We start from the raw sequence: 18,505 nt of genomic DNA, 5'->3' as shown, positions 1-18,505 counted from the left end.
CTTTTTCGACCTGATGAATACAACCATTGATACCGCCGTTATCGTTATTTTCTCCGCCTTCGTGCTGGGAATCGGGATGCTGTTTGCCCGGACGGGACGCAACCTGAAATCGTTTTTTGCCGGTGGAGAAGCCGTTCCGTGGTTCATCGGTGGGTTGTCGCTGTTCATGAGTTTTTTCTCCGCCGGTACGTTCGTGGCCTGGGGTTCCATTGCCTACAAGTACGGTTGGGTAGCCATTACCATCCAATGGACCATGTGCATTGGCGCGCTGGTAACGGGTTTGTATCTGGCCCCGCGCTGGAAAGCAGCCGGAGCTTTGACCGCGGCTGAGTTTATTCGGGAGCGGCTCGGCCTGACGGTTCAGAAAGTATACATTTTTATTTTCACGCTGGTCAGTGTATTCATCAAAGGATCAGTACTCTATCCGGTGGCCAAACTCGTTAGCTCTTCGCTCAATCTGCCGCTGATTCCCTGCACGATTGGGCTAGGTTTGTTTATGATCGCCTACACGGCAGTAGGCGGGTTATGGGCCGTGATGGTGACGGACATTCTACAATTTGTGGTGCTGTCTGCCGCCGTTTTCATTCTGTTGCCTTTGTCACTGGATCGGGTGGGCGGTTTTGAAGGCTTCACGCAGGCCGTTCCCGACGATTTTTTCAACCTGCTCAACGGAGAATACACGATTGGGTTTGTACTTGCCTTTGTGTTCTATCACATCGCTTACATCGGCGGCAACTGGACATTTGTGCAGCGCTACACCAGCGTAGATAGCCCAAAGTCGGCTCGAAAAGTGGCGTTTCTGTTCGCCGGACTTTACTTGATTAGTCCGATTATCTGGATGATGCCACCCATGATTTACAAGGCCATCAACCCAGATTTATTAGGGCTGGACACCGAAAATGCGTACCTGAAAATATGCCAGCTTGTACTACCGCCCGGTCTATTGGGCCTGATGCTGACAGGCATGTATTTCTCGACATCAGCCAGTGCGAATACTGCGTTAAACGTCGTGTCTGCCGTTTTCACAAACGACATTTACAAAGGGCTCATCAACCCAAACGCGTCTGACAAACAGCTTATTCGGGTGGCCCGTGGCTCGTCGTGGGTGTTTGGCCTGGGCATGATCGGTATCGCCTTGCTGGTTCCGGCGGCTGGTGGCATTGTCGAAGTCGTGCTGAGCATTTCGGCTATTTCGGGTGGTCCGTTACTGGCTCCTCCCCTATGGGCCTTGTTTTCCAAACGCCTGACCAGTCGCGCGACGCTTTGGATTACAGGCATTGGCCTGGTAGTCAATCTGTTCTTTAAAGTGCTGTCGCCCTGGCTGCTTGATTTCAAGCTGACCCGCGCCTGGGAAACGGCCATTGGCATGGGCATCCCGCTGCTGTTGCTACTTGGCTATGAACTATGGGCGCGCTCCCGCAATCTCGTTGCCGACGAATACTACCGCTATCGGGTAGCCCGGCAACAAAAAATGGATGAAGCCCAAACCGCAAACGCCCAAACTGAATTAGCCGCCGAAGCCGTTGAGGTACGCAAACAGAACCGATTCGGCTTGCAGGTTATTGCCGGATCGCTGGTTTTCACGGCCTTTATGCTGTTTAGCTTAAGCTTACTAACGTCTACCGGCGCAGGTATCACCGCAGGCATTGCCGGCGTGGTTCTGGTAGCCGCCCTGATTCCCTGGCGGGCAGCGGGGTCTGCCCGCCCTTTGGAAGCTTCTGTTGATGCTCCCGTTAACGAACGAATTACCGAATAACATGCGCAGAAAAATACAACGTTTGCTGCTGGCCGCTGGCCTTTTAGTCACGGGTTTCGCCCAGGGTCAGTACTCGATTCGTGATCCGAAAGCAATACCGCTGAACGGCGAATGGCGGTTTGCCCTCGACCCCGTTGGTGTCGGCGAAACCGAACAATGGTACGGGTCCAAAAATCAGCCCAATGGCTGGGACAAAGTAAAGGTGCCGCATTGCTTCTCGGTCGATCCGCGCTACCAGTTTTATACCGGCGCAACCTGGTACCGACGCACGTTTGCCTGGCAACCATCGGGCCGTAAACGCGTTCTGCTGCATTTCGACGGTTCCTACTACGCGACAACGGTTTGGCTTAACGGCAAAAAAGTCGGTTCGCACGAAGGTGGCTATACACCATTCAGCTTCGACGTTACGGATTTCCTAACCACCGGTTCGGACAACGATCTGGCGATTTCGGTCAATAACAATACGTGGCTACCGGGCTCTATTCCGGGAGCCAAAGACAATGGCCGCCCCAACGATCCGTTTCCCGGCTGGATGAATTACGGCGGTCTGATCCGTCCGGTATACCTAACCGTTGAGCCAGACGTTTACGTCGAAAACGTGAAGGTTGAAGCCGTACCGGACTTAGCCAAAGGAACCGCTACCCTGACCATCCGAACCCGCATTCGCAACGCATCGGGCCAGGCGGTTACGCCAACGACGCAGTATCAGGTTCGGCAGGGCAACAAGACGCTGGCCTTGAAATGGAAAAATACGGGTAGCGCGGTTGGTTCGAATCAGACGGCGGTGTTCGAAGCTGAAGCTCCGCTTAAAGCAACCGATGTAACGCTTTGGAGCGTTGACCGGCCAACGCTGTACGATGTGCAGGTCGTTGCTGGAAGCGATACCGTACAGACCCACTTCGGTATTCGAAAAGTCGAGGTTCGGAATACACAGTTACTGCTGAACGGCCAGCCGATTAAAGTAGCGGGCGGCAACCGGGTTGTCGACTATCCTGGACTAGGTTCGATGGAACCCGACTGGCTGATTGAGAAAGACCTGCGGCTGATGAAAGAAGCGGGCATGGAATTTCACCGGCTGACGCATTACACACCCAGCGAAGCCGTGTACGACTGGGCCGACCGCAACGGGATGTTGATCATCACCGAAGCGGGGAACTGGCAGTTGACACCCAGCCAGATGGATAGCGACACCGTTCGGCGGAAGTTTCAGCAACAGTTTCGCGAAATGGCCGAACGCGACTGGAACCACCCCTGCGTGATTGCCTACAGCGTTGGGAATGAGTACCTGTCGGAAATGGCTTCCGGCCAACGGTGGACCAAAGATATGATCGCTTTTGCCCGCTCGGTCGATCCAACCCGGCTGTACACCTTCGCGTCGATGCGGTTGAATATTCTTCCGAAGAAGCCGGAAGATGAAGCGAGTCAGTACTGCGATTTTGTGTCAACGAATACCTACGGCAACCACGCGCGGGCGCTCGATCATATTCATCAGCTTTACCCCGACAAGCCGATACTCATCAGCGAATGGGGCCGCCGGGCTGATACGGACAAGGGCGATGCCGGACAAATCGCCGACGTAGAACAGGTCATCCAGGAGATACGAAAACGGCCTTACGTGATTGGTGCGTCGTGGTGGTCGTTCAACGATTACCAAAGCCGCCATCAGGGTACGAACGCTAACGGTTACCGCCCGTGGGGCCTTGTCGGACCCGAGCGTAGCAAACGGCCGATGTACGCTACCTACCAGCGCGAAATGGCTCCCGTCACCGTTGAGAAACTAAGCTGGCAACCCGGCCCGGAAGGCGTTCACACGCTCACCCTACGCGTAACGGCTCGCAAGGATTTTCCGGCGTATGTGGTGCAGGGCTATTCCCTTCGACTCTCGACCGATCCTTCTTTGGAAAAAGAAGTACTGGCGCGAGCCAACAAATTACCCCTTCCGACGCTCCAACCGGGGCAAAGCGTTGACCTGACCATTCCGGTTCGTGGCTTCGACAAAACGCTCACCGTAACCGTTTCGAAACCGACTGACTTTTCTATTCTTTCTCAATCTATCGACTTAACGAATGATACGCGAACAAGCAACCGATAAACGAACCTTAAAAACCATCCGTCACGACGCCGATCTGATTGTAGTGGGCGGTGGCTTGTCGGGCGTATGCAGTGCCCTCACAGCGGCACGGGCGGGTATTCGCGTGGTACTGGTGCAGGACCGCCCCGTGCTTGGTGGCAACGCATCGAGCGAAGTACGGCTGTGGGTTCTCGGAGCCACGTCACACATGGGTAACAACAACCGTTGGGCGCGCGAGGGCGGTGTTATTGACGAGTTACTGCTCGAAAACTGGTACCGCAACCCCGAAGGCAATCCGCTTATCTTCGACACGATTCTGCTGGAAAAAGTTATTAGTGAACCAAACATAACCTTACTGCTGAACACGGCGGTCTACGAAATCGAGAAAGATCCGACAAATCACGACCGTATTCATCAGCTCAAAGCCTTTTGCAGTCAGAACGGTACGCTCTACGATCTGGTAGCGCCCTTGTTTTGCGACGCGTCCGGGGACGGAATCGTTGGTTTTCAGGCGGGGGCCGCTTTTCGGATGGGAGCCGAGTCAGGGGATGAATTCAACGAAAAATTTGCCCCTTCGGCTGAGTACGGGGAGTTGCTGGGTCATTCGCTGTATTTCTACACCAAGGATACGGGTCGACCCGTTCGTTTCGTGCCACCCGCCTACGCACTGGACGACATCACGAAAATTCCGCGTTACCGCCGGTTCAACGCCCAGGAATACGGCTGTCAGCTGTGGTGGATCGAATACGGCGGACGATTGGACACCGTTCATGACACCGAGCAGATTAAGTGGGAGTTGTGGAAAGTCGTGTATGGCGTCTGGAACCACATTAAAAACTCCGGTCAATTTCCCGAAGCCGCAAATCTGACGCTCGAATGGGTTGGACAAATTCCCGGCAAGCGCGAAAGCCGACGTTTCGAAGGGGATTATATACTCCGGCAGCAGGACATTGTTGAGCAGCGCGAACATTTGGACGCTGTGGCGTTTGGCGGCTGGAGCATCGACTTACACCCCGCTGATGGCGTATTCAGCGAAAAACCAGGGTGCAATCAGTGGCATAGCAAAGGCATTTACCAAATTCCGTACCGGTGCCTGTACTCGCGTAACGTCAGCAATTTGTTTCTGGCGGGTCGGCTCATCAGCGCGTCACACGTAGCGTTTGGCTCGTCGCGGGTGATGGGAACCAGCGCCCACGTTGGACAGGCGGTTGGTATGGCCGCGGCTTTGTGCAGCCGCGATGGGTTGAATCCGCGCGATCTTAGCGAAACATCCCGCATCGCATCGCTGCAACAGGAGTTACTAAAAACCGGTCAGCACATACCCGGTCTGCGGTTGCACGATAAACAGGACTTAACGCATGGTGCGCAACTGTCGGCTTCCAGCGAATTTGTCCTGACTAGTTTACCCCCCGATGGCCCCTTGGTTCCATTGACGCAACCAGCGGCTCAGATGCTTCCCTTACCCGCTGGCCCGGTCCCTCGTCTGACGGCCTGGGTCACGGCGGATGAAGATACAGTGTTGACAGTGGAATTGCGGAAAAGCAGCAAACCGGACAATCATACACCCGATGTAACCCTGAAAACGCTGTCTATTTCGCTTAAAAAAGGCAAACAGGAGATCCCGCTGGCGTTTGATGCACATCTCCATCAGGCTAGCTACATCTTCGTCTGTTTTCTAAAAAACGACGCTGTTCAGCTTCAGTATAGTTTGCGGAAAGCCACGGGGCTGCTGTCCGTTTTCAACAAAACCAATCCGGCGGTGTCCAACTACGGCAAGCAGGAACCGACCGAAGACATTGGCGTCGATACATTCGAATTCTGGTGTCCCGAACGGCGTCCGAAAGGCCACAACCTTGCGCTGACCATTGACCCAGGAATTCAGCTGTTTCAAGCCGAAAACGTACGAAATGGACTCCAACGGCCAACGAACCAGCCAAACGCCTGGGTAGCCGCCCCGACCGACACCCGACCAACGTTAACACTACGCTGGCCGGAACGAAAAGCAATCAGCCGTGTCGAGTTGTTTTTTGATTCGGATTACGACCATCCGCTGGAATCGGTGATTATGATTCATCCCGAAACGGCGTCACCATTTTGCGTGCGGGAGTACGTGCTTTGCAATGACCGGAACGAGCGAGTGTTTCACCAGGCCGAGAATCACCAGAGCCGCAACGTCATCCGGTTCGCGCAACCCCTCGACACGACGAGTTTAAGCGTTCACCTCGAAGCCATGAACGGCGACGCACTCGCTTCCTTACTCGAAATCAGGGTGTACGAATAGAAGCGCTATTTTTTAATTAACTCGTGGTGTCGGTTTCTGGCTGTGGTGTCGGTTTCTCAAAACCGACACCACAGCCAGAAACCGACACCACGAGCATAACTACTTCTTCGGCCTCACTGTAAATTCCGTGGCACGAAGCACTTCTTCACGGACGATGTCGTATGTCTGAGCCAGCTCATTTCGAAGTTTCCTTACTTCGGACGTCGGATTTCCCAGCACGTTCAGGTTCGTCACGTTCTGAAACGAAATCAGCCCGTATCCTTTTTCACTACCTGCCGGAACGACCAGTCCAGACAACCCTCCTCCTACAATCTCGTTGCGCTTTATTCCTTCGCTATAAGAATGCGACAAGGGTGCCATGACTTTCCAGCCGGGCGTTGCATCACGCGATCGCATAAAGTCAACGACGAGCAGTGGGGATTTAACCGGGTCGAAGCCAGCGCCAAACGACGCTGCCATCGTCTCCCAGATTTCCATCTTCACGACCGGAGCCGTGGCCTTGTCGCGCTTTTGCAGACTAGCCATCCGCGTCTGAACGCTGTCGCCGTAGATTTTCGCCATAGCCGCTGGCGAGGCCCCTTTCATGTTCATCTCCGGCGAAACGATTAGGGTTATGTAATCGTATTCAGCGTTTTGATCGGAGCTCATCTGCCTGACCATCATATACCAGCCAAGCAGTTTCCCTTCGTCAACGGCAGCCTGGTTAATAGCCCGCCACTCACGTTCGACGGGCAAGGCGTCCTGTATCGTCAGACCGGGCGACAGTTTGTGGTAGATCAGATAGGTAAACGTCTTCTCTGATTGTGCGTTTGCGGCCAGGGCGGATAACCCGAACAGACTAACAAGCAAGTATTGAAAGAGCGGTTTCATAGAGGATAGCAGTAAAACGAAAGCAATTAGACCTGTGTACCTTTAAAAGCCAATCGAATTGCCCCCATCGACAGGTAACGAGGCCCCTGTAATGTACTTGGCCCCTTCCGAAGCCAGAAAAACGGCAGCCCAGCCAATATCATCGGGTTTGCCGAACGTACCCATTGGGGTCCGACGCATAGCACGAGCAAAGCGGTCAGGATCGCCACTCATGGCGGTTTTGCTCATGGCTGTTTCAATGAAACCGGGAGCGATTGAATTGACGCGAACACCGTTGCCCGAAAACTCCGACGCCAGCACTTTCACCATCCCTTCGACCGCCGATTTAGACGCTGCGTATGCTACCACCCGGTCGATACCGTAGTAGGCTGCCATCGATGAAATCATGATGATCGAACCACTCTTACGGGCCATCATGCGTTTTGCGCAAGCGCGGGTCAGGCTGAAAACAGAATTGAGGTTGGTATGCACGATCCGGTCGAAATCGTCGTCACTGACTTCCAGGGCCGGTTTTTTCATGTTGACTCCCGCGTTATTAACCAGAATATCAACGGGTCCGTGTGTCGCTTCGATTTCCTCAACCAAGCTATCCAGCGATTCACGAACGGTTACGTCGTTGACCCTATAGTGAGCCTGCCCTTTCGACTGCCCTTCCGATAGTTTTGCAACGGCTTCCTGAAGCGGCTGCTCCCGACGACCCGTGATGACGACGCTGGCTCCGGCCTGTACCATGCACTGGGCAATATCGAACCCGATACCGCTGCCCCCGCCCGTAATGAGCGCTAGCTTCCCATCGAGCGAAAAAACGGTTGGAAATATCGGGGCCGTTGCTTGTCGTGCGTCGCCCTGAACGTCTTGTACTTGTTCCATTTTGGTTTGATTGGTTGTATTGTAGCGATCCCGTTGCGTCGCCTATTAACTTTTCCGACTTAGGTGGATGGTCTGGGCTTGTTTTTGGGCTTTTAGGGCTAATTCAGTAGCTAGAAAACAATGCTCCTGCGACATAGCCGTTTCGGTGCGGTTGAGCACATCATTGACTAGCTGTTCGCCATACGGTAGTGGTTCCTTGCTGCAATCGAAGTAGCGAGTTTCCTTATTGTCCGTCAGGAACAAATGATTACCACCCTCGCGCCCACCGGGATCAATGTTTTTACGGATCTCAATGAATCCTTCGGTACCGAGAATTGTCAAGCGTCCGTCGCCCCAGGATTTCAGCCCGTCGGGCGTAAACCAATCGACGCGGATATAGCCCACTCCGCCATCACCGCGCAACATTACATCACCAAAATCTTCGAAATTAGGGTACTGCGGATGGTTTGTATTGCCCACCTGCGCGGCTACGATATCGGCCTTTGTGGAGCCGGTAAAAAACAAGAATTGGTCGAACTGGTGCGATGCAATGTCGCAGATGATACCGCCAAAACGCTTCCGGTCGAAAAACCAGTCGGGTCGCGATTGGGGCGTCATGCGGTGTGGTCCCAAACCGATGGTCTGAATAACCTTACCGATAGCTCCGGCTTTTACCAGTTCACCGGCTTTTACGGTCGCCCTGTTTTCGAAGCGCTCACTGTACATGATCGAGTAGATCCGCTTGGTATCTTTCTGAACACGACGCACTTCGGCTAGCTGATCAAGCGTGGTGATGCCAGGTTTATCGACCATGTAATCCTTACCCGCCTTCATAACCCGAACGCCCAGTGGTGCCCGTTCATCAGGAATGATCGAACTCAGCACGAGCTGAACGGTCTTATCGTCCAGAATTTCGCTCTCACTTTTGGCCTGCTTCACCTGCGGATATCGCTTAGCAAAAGCAGCCGCCAAATCGGGTTCTTTAGCGTAAAACGAAACTAGTTCGCCACCACCCCGAATAACCGCTTCGACCTGACTGTAGATATGGCCGTGATTCATACCGATCACCGCGAATCGAATCCGGGATGCTAGGGGCAGGCTGATTTTCTCGGGGGTCTGGTCGATAACCAGTCGTTGGGGGCTACTCAGGGCTTCGGTCGATAAGCCTGGAAGCATAACCAGGCCAGCCGCCATGGCCACCGAATCTTTCAGAAATTTGCGTCGATTATCTTGTGAGCGATTCATAAGGGTAGGATTTTAACCCGGACATTCCTGCCCGGAAAAGGATAAGTACGAATACTGCTTCCGAACGTAGATGTCCGGGTTACTTTTGCTTTGATTTCTTCGCCAGTTCCAGCGCCTGGGTGGTGGTGTAATATTTGGCGATCATGTTAGGAACTTCCCAGGCAGGCATCTTCCCGTCTTTCAGGTATTGCAGGTACTTCTGCGTAACCCGCCCAAAATGCGCTTCGTGGCCTTCCTTGTATTTCTCGGGAATGATTACCTCCCAACCTTTAGCCAGCTTCTTAACGTCTACGCCCGGAAACTCCTTCTGAATAGCAGGCAACGCCGTTTTAAGCGCGGTTTCCAGCGCTGCATCGCCCGAGGCCGATTCGATGTACAAGGTTGGCTTGTACTGCTGTTCGGCCCCCTGCCGGATGATCAGGTTGGCTTTTGTACCCCGCATGATTGAGTAATGGGTATCGCCCGCGCCTTCGGGTGCTTTGTAAGCCCAGGTAACCGACACCTTCGCGTGAATACCCCGCAGCTGGTAGTTGATTTCGCCGTTGCTGTAAACACGCAGGATACTGTCGTTTACCACATCTTTCTTGAGGTAATCGGGAAACGCGTTTTGTTTCGTGATGGCCTTGAACTGGCTCAGGTTCATGTCCGTTGTCCACCGACGGGCCGATGTCAGCCGGATGTCTTTCCCATAATCAATGGTTTGCTCGGGAAAACACTCCCACTGCACCAGATCGACCAGGTGCGTTGTTACGTCGACGATGCCTTCGCCCTGCTGCGCCACGTCCATAAACCAGGCTGGACGCGTCAGAATGCTTCCCGATACGTTTTTGTAGAAGTGGTGTACGCTTTCCTTCGTTACCGCCGGATTGTCGGGCGTCCCTTTCTGCAACGTTCCAAACACATCGGCCTGCCGTGAAAAAGCCCGTTGGAGCATCGTCGTTATTTCGTAACGCTCCGTCATGATATCGTACAGTAGCACCTTTTTTTGTTCGGCGGTGGCAAAGGCATCTTTCAACTCGTTAAACTTGTCCGAACTGATGACCATCGGTTTATCGGCCAGCACATTAAAGCCAGCCCCGACGGTTTTCTGAATATAGTCGGTTTTCAGTCGGTTATTACCCGCCATAACGACTACGTTTCCGGCCCGATCCGCAATCATTTTATCGAAGAAATCCGAGCCTTTGTACACCTCTTCTTTCCAGTGAGTCGGTTCGTCAGCGCGCGTGTTGTAACCCTGGATCTTGTCCAGATGCAACTGAACATCCGGGCCGTCGGGAGCGTATACGTGCACGACCGAATCGACCCCGTCGTACATCGTTTTCTGTACCAGAGCGGCATGAAAATGACCAGGGTCTAACGTAATCAGGCGAATCATATCCTTCTCCGAACCTTGTCCGGTAGTTTTCTCCGACGATTGACAGGCGGCAAACAGGGCCGCCAGAAACAGGCTACTAACGGTGGGTATTAACTTCATACTTTCGGTTTGTAAATGGTAGGTTGTAAGAGAGTTTTTGCCGCAACCGCTATTTGCCTTTCGCAGAAGCTACCGCCTTGATCGCATACGGTGCCCGCTGGGGACGAGATAGCAGCGCGTTTGCTTCCGCATCGTTTTTGAACTGCTCTTTTTTCGGGTCCCAATACAGCTTCCGATCGAGTTTCATGGCCGCATGATGGAGCAGGCAAGCGGAGCAAGACCGATGCCCTATCTCGGCGGGTGCAATGGGTTCCTTCCGACTGACCACGCTTTCGAGCCAGTTGCCGTGATGCTCCTTGCTGACAGGCAAGTGTATTTCATTTGGGCCGATCACTGATGTCAGCAGTTTTGGGTCGCTGGCGTCTAGTTTTTTGGCGGCATTTTGTTTGGCAACGGGATCGCTGGACGTTACCGATCCGTCACCGCGCGACACGAAAATCCAGCCGTTGGTTCCTTCAAACTTAATACCGTTCGGAATCTCGTTGCTGACAATCATGCGTACGCCGTTGTCGTACAAGGCTTCCGTCCGAAAAATACCGTGCACGTTCCACAAGCCTTTTTTGGGGAAATCGGCATGGCCCCAGATTTGGATGGGTCCGGTATGCTCCGTGTCCATTGCCCAGTGTGCGCAGTCGATGTGGTGCGATCCCCAACCGGTGATCATGCCCGCGCCAAACTGCTCGCAGCGCAACCAGCCGGGCCGGTCGTAGCCAACCTGCGGATGGACCCGCTTTTCGGTGTAATACACCTCTGGCGTGGTGCCCAGCCACATGTCGTAATCCAGATTTTTGGGAATAGGCATTTGCGGTTCGTCGTCACCCGCCGGATCGCCGGGAAGTCCAACGTATACCGTTTTCAGTTGCCCGATCCGACCGTTTCGCACCAGTTCGGCAGCATACCGAAACTGCTCGGACGAACGCTGCTGGCTTCCGACCTGTACAATCTGCCCCGACTGCTTTACGGCATCGGCCATCATACGCCCTTCCGCAATCGTGAGCGAAGCCGGTTTCTGCATGTACACATCCTTACGCGCCCGTACCGCATCAACCACAATCGGCGCGTGCCAGTGGTCGGGCGTACTGACGATCACCGCGTCAACGTCTTTGTTGAGAAGCAATTCGCGGTAGTCGGTGTAGACCCGAACGCCGTCGTACTCCTTTCCGTTTTTCTTTGAATAATAGTTGTTAACCAGCTTTTTAGCGTCTTCGGCACGGTTGCTATCCAGATCGCAAACAGCCATGATCAGCGCGTTGTCGTACTGCCAGACACCCGGTATATCGTGTCCGCGCGAAATTCGACCGGTTCCGATGGCCGCAACATTGATCCGATTGCTAGGCGCATTTTTTCCAAAGACCGACGCGGGTACAATCGTTGGAAAGCCACCCAAAACCGTTGTGGCCAAGGCTCCTGTGGCGGTTGTTTTCAAAAAATTACGTCTCGATGCATCTACGACTTCATCTTTTTTCATGACTTTACAGGTTTAGGACTTGATACTAATCAAAAGCTTTTTCACTATTCTATCTATCCATTTGGAACGGATTTCCTCCGGTTCTTTCGCACCGACTCCCCTAAGAATGTAACCCAGACCTTTCTGACCAATCAGCGCGAGATCTGCCTTACATCCGTGCTTCTCGGCGAAAAAACTTACCGCAACAGGTAGACATCAACCAATTGCTTCACTTCATCCAGCGTCCGTTCTGGCTTTTTGAACGGGGCCGGAATCGGTTTCTTGGCATACTCCTGAAGGTACAGCACCCAGGCATCACGCCACCAGATTGCTTCTTTGTGCTGCGTTTCCAGACGACCCGCTACCTCAGCATACGTCTCTGGATCGACCGAGCCTTTTACCTGCGCCCACTGCTGCTGCATCCAGCCAACTGAATCGGCACCGGTGTAAAAACGTGTGCAAAGCTCATCCCACAGCGTTCGACCCGTAGACAGTTTTTTCGTCCACGGCACATGGTGAAACCAAAGCAGGTACGGCAAAGGACACGTTTCGGGATTGTTCCACTGCTTTTGTACTTCGGGATTGTACTGAGCCAGCACGTTACTTCCTTTTTCGGTCCGGTCGAAACCTAAGCCGACAGAATCCGCGCGGTGGTAATACACGGCGGTCCAGTCGGGCCGGGGGCTTTTGTTCTGCCAGGGTTCAGGCGCAAAATGCACACCCGTCCACGGACGCGAAAGACCCATTGGCGTATTATAATTCACGTAAATTTCCCGCGATTTGAGCATCATGTCGGCAATACGCGTTATGGCTTGCGGCTCCTTGGTCAAGGTCATGGCGATCCATTCCCTGGCAATCGCTTCGGACGATAAGGTATGATCCCAGGTAAGCCGACCGAACGCATACCAGTTAGCCTGCGCCATCGGATGCCCCGTCCAGTTGCGATCAGAACCCGTATTGGCCACACCCGCCATCGCCGTAATCGGATACCCATCGACGCTGCCATCAACGACTTTAGCAACGGTTGCCCCACTGGATGGTGCCGCACTGGATGATGCCGCACCGGATTCTTTCCCTTTAGCGTACGTATCCGAATCCAGGCATTCCTTGAAAATCGGCGCTTCGTAGACCAGGTGCGTAGCAAAGCCCAAGTATTCCTGCGTCAGTTGAAATTCTATCGCCAGCGGGGTCTTGGGCATTTTTCCGAACAAAGGCGAGAACGGTTCCCGTGGCTGAAAATCAATCGGACCGTTTTTAACTTGTACAATTACTTTCTTGTCAAATGTACCGTCGAGATGCCCGAATTCTTCGAGTGCTGCTTTGAACCGGTCGGCTTTGGGGTCCGCTTTGTAAACGAAGGACCGCCACAGCACAATGCCGTCGTAGGGTTTAAGCGCTTCGGCCAGCATGTTCGCCCCATCGGCGTGGGTCCGGTTGTAATCCTGCGGTCCGGGTTCGCCTTCCGAATTGGCTTTTACCAGAAACCCGCCAAAATCGGGAATCAGCTTGTAAATTTCTTTGGTCTTGTCGGCCCACCACTTGCGAACCTCCGGGTCGAGCGGATCAGCGGTTTTCAAACCTCCAATCACCTTCGGAGCCGGGAAATAGATAGACACATACACCCGGATGCCATAAGGCCGAAAGACGTTCGCCAGGGCGGCTACCTTTCCCAGATACTCAGCAGTCAAAAACCGGGCGCTGGCATTGACGTTGTTAACAACCGTACCGTTAATACCCAGCGACGCATTTGCCCGCGCGTAATCGCGGTAACGCGGGCTGATGCGTTCGGGAAGCTCATACCATTTCCAGAGTGTTTCACCCGCGTAACCCCGTTCAATCGTACCGTTCGGGTTATCCCAATGGTTCAGCATCCGATAGCGTACTTTCGGGTCACTCGTCAACGACAGCGTATTGATGGGCTGTAGCGTTTGCAGTTGCCGTAGCAAAGCAAAGGCACCGTACAAAACGCCCGCGTCGCTTTTACTGCTCACGACAATATTGTTGGAACGACTGGTAATCTGATAGCCTTCCTCCGTACGCAGTTGTGCCCCCGCGACAGGCCCATTGCCAACGCTCAAAACTATGCCCCCCGTACGATTGCCCGCATTGGTAAGCACCGGCACCGCTTTGCCCAGCAAGCCCTGTAAGCCTACCTGTAATTCGTCGGCGGCCGCCTTTAAAGTAGGACTGTTTCCAGTCACCGCGATAAACTGGGCCGAACGGGCATAGGCGTCCCGCTTAGCTACGTCTTTGATCAGATCGTATTTTAGCCAAAGCCGATAGCCATCGTCGGCGTAACTGCGGCCAGTCAGGAACAGCAGTAAAAAAAAGAGAACGCGTATTGTCAAAATCATGGATTGATTACGATGTATCATTTTTCGTAATGAAGTGGGTATACTCTTTTTACTCCGCCAGCGACCGAATAATGCCAAATTCCAGTCCGCGCAACTCAGCTAATCCGCGTAACCGCCCGATGGCTGAGTAACCGGGATACGTCACTTTATGCAGGTCGTCGAGCATCTGGTGACCGTGGTCAGGACGCATCGGAATGGACGTAACACCAGTTCCCGCCTGAGCGCGTCGCTGTTGCTCCAGCACAATCTCTTTGACCACCGCGTACATATCTACATCGCCAGCCAGATGATCGGCTTCGTGAAAATTACGCGGATCGTCTTCGCGCTTGGTTGTGCGGAGATGAATAAAATGAATCCGATTGCCAAACCGACGAATCATACCGGGCAGGTCGTTGTCGGGGCGAATACCCAACGAGCCGGTACAGAACGTAATCCCATTGGCAACAACATCACAGGCATCCATCAGTTGCGCCAGATCGGCTTCGGTGCTGACAACGCGCGGTAAACCCAGCAATGGTCTTGGCGGATCGTCGGGGTGAATACACAGATTAATACCCAGTTCATTGGCTACCGGCGCTACCTCCCGAATGAAATAATACAGATTTTCGCGCAAGGCCTGGTCGTCAATAGTCGCGTATTCGTTCAGCAACCCTTGAAACGTATCCAGTGTAAACGCTTCTTCGGAACCGGGTAACCCCAGCAAGACAATATTACTCAGTTGGGTAATCTCCTGCGCGGTCATCTGCTCAAACCGGTGTCGGGCAGCCTGGGCTACTTCGGGTTCGTAGTCGGCTTCGGCACCGGCCCGTTTCAGGATGCATAAATCAAACACGGCAAAATCCTCCCACACGAACCGTAACGCCCGTGATCCGTCCGGCATTTCGTAGGTAAGATTCGTCCGCGACCAGTCAAGGACGGGCATGAAATTGTAACAGACCGTTTGAATCCCGCAAGCGGCCAGATTCCGTAACGACTGTTTGTAATGCTCAATGTAGGTGCTACGATCCGGATTGCCTTTCTTGATAGCCTCGTGAACGGGCAAGCTCTCCACCACAGCCCAGTGCAACGGCGAATAGCGATCATTGGCCGCTTCGACAAGTTGTTTCCGTTCTTCAATGGCCTCAACGGACCACACCGCCCCCACCGGAATCTGGTGTAGTGCGGTTACCACGCCAGTACAACCAGCCTGTCGAATATCCATCAGAGAAACCGGATCGTTCGGGCCGAACCATCGCATGGTTTGTAGCATTCCCATAAGCAAAATTTGACAGTCGGACGATACCGTTACGGGCATCGCTGACGTGCCCTATAATTAGTTGGTTTGTTTAAACTGTTTTTTGGCGAATTGGATAAATACGGGCCAGTCGGGCAAATCGGTGTGGCCGCCTTCGTGGTTGCGAAACGCCAGATCGCCATCCATCAGCGATTCGTCGGGCTTCGGCATGACCGTTGTCGACAACCCTTTTTTACCGAGCAATTCGTAGACAGGGCTAGCCGCCACGCAAGCCAGAAACTCGCCGTGCGAGTCAGACCAGCTATCCTTCGTGCCACCCGTAATAAATACCGGACGCGGGGCAATCAGGTCGATCAGCTCGTGCGCATCGACGGGCATAGCCTGCCAGTTACCACCGTATTTGACGAAGTTTCCGGCCATCCAGTGGTATTCGCCCGAACCCGCTACGTTATCAATCGTTTCACCGTAATTCCGTTTTTCTAAGGAAGCGCCCATCGACCCTGAACAACTGGCATAGACGATAGCCCAGCGAGGATCGGTAGCAGCGGCCAGCAGTGCCGTTTTGCCCCAGCGCGAATGGCCCTGGATGCCGATCTGTTTGGGATTAATGGCTTTATCGGTTTCGAAATAATCGAGCGCACGGCTCAGGCCCCAACTCCAGGCCGCCAGAACGCCCCACTCGTCGGGTTTCCGATCCTTGCCCTCGCTGACCAGCCCGATAATGCCTTCGTGCAGACCCGCTCCGCTATCCATCTGAACAGCGCCGGTATTGACAACAGCCACGGCCCACCCCGCCGAAATAACGCGATCAATGGTTACCATCGGCGTCGGAAAAGCACCCCAGACCAGTACGATCAGTGGTACCGGCCCCTTCGCATTCGCGGGTGTGTACAGCGTCATGTCGATGCTCGGCTTGGCCGAAGGATAGCGGGTATTATCAATCCGGCCAGCAATCGTTTTACGAATCGCTCGGCTGCGCAAGGCCGTGTCGGTAACAGCAGTTACGGCAAACGTTACCTTTGGCGTGTTTTTGGGCGTATTGCCGTATATCTCGGTTAGAAAATCGGCCAGTAGTTCAGGACGACGCTGTTTCCACCAGGTGTTGGCATTTTTTACCGGTTTGCCGTTTTTCAGCACCAGCGGATCAGGGAGTGTGTAGCCCCCCGCTTTGGATTCATCATAATTCGACCAGTTGCCCCAACCCGACCGTACGTGTGTGTTGCCTTCGTCGTCGTACCAGTTCGTTGATCCTTCCTTTTGCTTGAGATGCGATGGTCGTTTGGGGTCATCAGTCGGGGGCGGCAGCGTCGGTAGTTTCAGGTTCAGGCGATTCATGACGCGTTGCCAATCGTCCTGACTAGCCTCGCGCATCTTGTCCATATATACTTTTCGCTCCTCCGGCGTCATTTTCTGAAAATCAGGAGCCTGGGCGTTGACCCGCTGCACCGTCAGAGTGAGCACTACGAAAGGAATCAGAAACCAGCCGGGATGCATGTTGACTCTCATGATTGTGGGCAAATTGACAAACCAGTTCGGGCAGGCGTTTGAGTTAGGGTGGTGTCAGGTTTGAGACGCGGGCGACCCTGCTGACACCACATTGCCGTCAGCTTGATCAGACAAAAAACGGTACGTCTTTGGGCGCGTATTTTTTCATGCCTTCTTCGTTGATTTCAACGCCGATACCTGGTTTCTCGGATAAAGGAATGAATCCTTTTTCGATCATCGGTCCATCAAACGTAACGATATCTTTGAACATCGGCTCCTCGTGGAAATAAATCTGCCATTCCAGGATCAGGAAGTTCGGCACCGACGCACAAACGTGGCTCGACGCCATCGCTCCCAAATACGAGGCTACCATGTGCGGGGCAAACGGCACGTAATACAGGTTCGCCAGGTTCGCAATCCGCTGCGCTTCGCCGAGGCCGCCCGCTTTCTGCAAATCCGGCATGATGATGTCTACGGCTCCAATTTCGAGTAGTTTGCGGAACCCGTGCGCCAGATAGTGATTCTCACCCGCACAGATCGGCGTGTTCGAGGCTTCGCGAATCTGCTTGTACGCTTCGGGGTTTTCGGCAGGGATCGGTTCTTCCAGAAACAGCAGATTCAGCGGCTCCATCATCTTAGCCACGCGCCGACCGGTTGTTACATCATAGCGTCCGTGCATATCGACACAAATGTCGATTTTCGGGCCAACGGCTTTCCGAACACCGGCGATCTGGTTGTACATCCGTTCCAGTTCACCCTGGCTGGCGGTCCAGTTATACGCGTCGTATTTATTGGGGTCGTTGCGTTCATCGATGTCGTATTTTACCGCCGTAAAACCGATATCGACAGCCTTCTTGGCACTTTTCCCGAAAGCCTCGGCACTGGTATCCGATTCACGATAAGCACCCGTATCGCAGTAAACGCGAATCTTATCCCGGAATTTACCGCCTAGCAGCTGATAAACCGGCATGCCGAGTGCTTTTCCGACTAAATCCCACAAGGCCGTTTCGACCGCCGAGAGCACAGAGATGTAAATACCCGCCTGCGCTCCTTCGAAAAAACCCGCTTTGCGCACGTCTTCGAAGATGCGGTTTACGTTCAGCGGACTTTTGCCTTTGATTCGTTCGCCAATCAGCTTCACCAGATGGTACGTTCCAACCGAGGCATCGACCGCTTCACCACAGCCCCAGATACCCTGGTTGGTATGTACTTTCACGAACAGGCTATGTCCGTTGCGGGTGTAGCCGCATTTGATATCCGTAATTTTTAACTGCGATGGAGCCGACGAAAGCGGAGCACGGTCAACGGCCGTTTCCAGCCCTTCGCCGAAACTGGATAAAGCACCCGCACTAAATACACTGGCTAAGGCGCTTTTGGTCAGAAACGAGCGACGGTCAATTCCGCCGGTAGATGATGAGTTTTTCATGGTTTGTAAAGGT

The 18,505-nt window shown here is 53.7% G+C and carries 12 protein-coding genes; 3 read left to right on the top strand and 9 right to left on the bottom strand.

The annotated features are described in order from the left end of the window. Nucleotides 1-13: 13 nt before the first annotated feature. From LQ777_RS03165 to LQ777_RS03155, 3 genes are read left to right on the top strand one after another with little or no spacing between them, the layout of a single operon-like run. Entirely contained in the window at nucleotides 14-1,756 is a 1,743-nt protein-coding gene (locus LQ777_RS03165; protein ID WP_232561073.1) for a sodium:solute symporter family protein, read from the top strand. Between the two features lies 1 nt (nucleotide 1,757). Next, on the top strand, nucleotides 1,758-3,848 hold the full coding sequence (locus tag LQ777_RS03160) for a glycoside hydrolase family 2 protein (protein ID WP_232561072.1): 2,091 nt from the start codon (nucleotides 1,758-1,760) through the stop codon (nucleotides 3,846-3,848). Then, nucleotides 3,823-6,108 (top strand): FAD-dependent oxidoreductase, encoded by a 2,286-nt coding sequence (locus LQ777_RS03155; RefSeq protein ID WP_232561071.1) that lies wholly within the window; start codon nucleotides 3,823-3,825, stop codon nucleotides 6,106-6,108. The genes LQ777_RS03160 and LQ777_RS03155 overlap by 26 nt, the downstream gene beginning before the upstream one ends. 99 nt (nucleotides 6,109-6,207) lie before the next feature. Here LQ777_RS03155 and LQ777_RS03150 read toward each other — a convergent pair whose 3' ends face one another. The 9 genes from LQ777_RS03150 to LQ777_RS03110 all read right to left on the bottom strand — a co-directional run bounded on the left by LQ777_RS03150 (nucleotide 6,208) and on the right by LQ777_RS03110 (nucleotide 18,492). Continuing rightward, nucleotides 6,208-6,978 carry a hypothetical protein gene (locus LQ777_RS03150; RefSeq protein ID WP_232561070.1) on the bottom strand — a complete coding sequence of 257 codons (771 nt, stop codon included), beginning with the start codon at nucleotides 6,976-6,978 and terminating at the stop codon, nucleotides 6,208-6,210. 42 nt (nucleotides 6,979-7,020) lie between these two features. Then, complete coding sequence (locus LQ777_RS03145; protein WP_232561069.1) at nucleotides 7,021-7,848, bottom strand: SDR family NAD(P)-dependent oxidoreductase; 828 nt, start codon at nucleotides 7,846-7,848, stop codon at nucleotides 7,021-7,023. Between the two features lie 45 nt (nucleotides 7,849-7,893). Further along, a complete protein-coding gene (locus LQ777_RS03140) occupies nucleotides 7,894-9,072 on the bottom strand; it encodes a Gfo/Idh/MocA family protein (RefSeq protein WP_232561068.1) in 1,179 nt (392 codons plus the stop codon). A gap of 79 nt (nucleotides 9,073-9,151) precedes the next feature. Further along, nucleotides 9,152-10,546, bottom strand: a complete 1,395-nt coding sequence (locus tag LQ777_RS03135) for a putative oxidoreductase C-terminal domain-containing protein (protein WP_232561067.1) — start codon at nucleotides 10,544-10,546, stop codon at nucleotides 9,152-9,154. Between the two features lie 49 nt (nucleotides 10,547-10,595). After that, the gene (locus tag LQ777_RS03130) at nucleotides 10,596-12,014 is read right to left on the bottom strand and encodes a Gfo/Idh/MocA family protein (protein WP_232561066.1); all 1,419 of its coding nucleotides are present in this window, start codon (nucleotides 12,012-12,014) and stop codon (nucleotides 10,596-10,598) included. A gap of 176 nt (nucleotides 12,015-12,190) precedes the next feature. After that, a complete protein-coding gene (locus LQ777_RS03125) occupies nucleotides 12,191-14,347 on the bottom strand; it encodes an alpha-glucuronidase family glycosyl hydrolase (protein WP_232561065.1) in 2,157 nt (718 codons plus the stop codon). A 49-nt stretch (nucleotides 14,348-14,396) separates the two neighbouring features. Next, complete coding sequence (gene uxuA, locus LQ777_RS03120) at nucleotides 14,397-15,584, bottom strand: mannonate dehydratase (protein ID WP_425276923.1); 1,188 nt, start codon at nucleotides 15,582-15,584, stop codon at nucleotides 14,397-14,399. Between the two features lie 75 nt (nucleotides 15,585-15,659). Continuing rightward, complete coding sequence (locus LQ777_RS03115) at nucleotides 15,660-17,087, bottom strand: alpha/beta hydrolase family protein (RefSeq protein WP_232561063.1); 1,428 nt, start codon at nucleotides 17,085-17,087, stop codon at nucleotides 15,660-15,662. A 106-nt stretch (nucleotides 17,088-17,193) separates the two neighbouring features. After that, nucleotides 17,194-18,492 (bottom strand): mandelate racemase/muconate lactonizing enzyme family protein, encoded by a 1,299-nt coding sequence (locus tag LQ777_RS03110; RefSeq protein WP_232561062.1) that lies wholly within the window; start codon nucleotides 18,490-18,492, stop codon nucleotides 17,194-17,196. Nucleotides 18,493-18,505 lie beyond the last annotated feature (13 nt).

This window comes from Spirosoma oryzicola, from assembly GCF_021233055.1.
In the GTDB taxonomy this organism is placed as follows: Bacteria; Bacteroidota; Bacteroidia; order Cytophagales; family Spirosomataceae; genus Spirosoma; species Spirosoma oryzicola.
This window is presented reverse-complemented; position numbering and strand designations above follow the sequence as displayed.

Coding starts and splice junctions, on each gene's coding strand:
- LQ777_RS03165 (WP_232561073.1), top strand. CDS start 14: ATGAATACAACCATTGATACCGCCGTTATCGTTATTTTCTCCGCCTTC.
- LQ777_RS03160 (WP_232561072.1), top strand. CDS start 1,758: ATGCGCAGAAAAATACAACGTTTGCTGCTGGCCGCTGGCCTTTTAGTC.
- LQ777_RS03155 (WP_232561071.1), top strand. CDS start 3,823: ATGATACGCGAACAAGCAACCGATAAACGAACCTTAAAAACCATCCGT.
- LQ777_RS03150 (WP_232561070.1), bottom strand. CDS start 6,978: ATGAAACCGCTCTTTCAATACTTGCTTGTTAGTCTGTTCGGGTTATCC.
- LQ777_RS03145 (WP_232561069.1), bottom strand. CDS start 7,848: ATGGAACAAGTACAAGACGTTCAGGGCGACGCACGACAAGCAACGGCC.
- LQ777_RS03140 (WP_232561068.1), bottom strand. CDS start 9,072: ATGAATCGCTCACAAGATAATCGACGCAAATTTCTGAAAGATTCGGTG.
- LQ777_RS03135 (WP_232561067.1), bottom strand. CDS start 10,546: ATGAAGTTAATACCCACCGTTAGTAGCCTGTTTCTGGCGGCCCTGTTT.
- LQ777_RS03130 (WP_232561066.1), bottom strand. CDS start 12,014: ATGAAAAAAGATGAAGTCGTAGATGCATCGAGACGTAATTTTTTGAAA.
- LQ777_RS03125 (WP_232561065.1), bottom strand. CDS start 14,347: ATGATTTTGACAATACGCGTTCTCTTTTTTTTACTGCTGTTCCTGACT.
- uxuA (WP_425276923.1), bottom strand. CDS start 15,584: ATGCGATGGTTCGGCCCGAACGATCCGGTTTCTCTGATGGATATTCGA.
- LQ777_RS03115 (WP_232561063.1), bottom strand. CDS start 17,087: ATGAGAGTCAACATGCATCCCGGCTGGTTTCTGATTCCTTTCGTAGTG.
- LQ777_RS03110 (WP_232561062.1), bottom strand. CDS start 18,492: ATGAAAAACTCATCATCTACCGGCGGAATTGACCGTCGCTCGTTTCTG.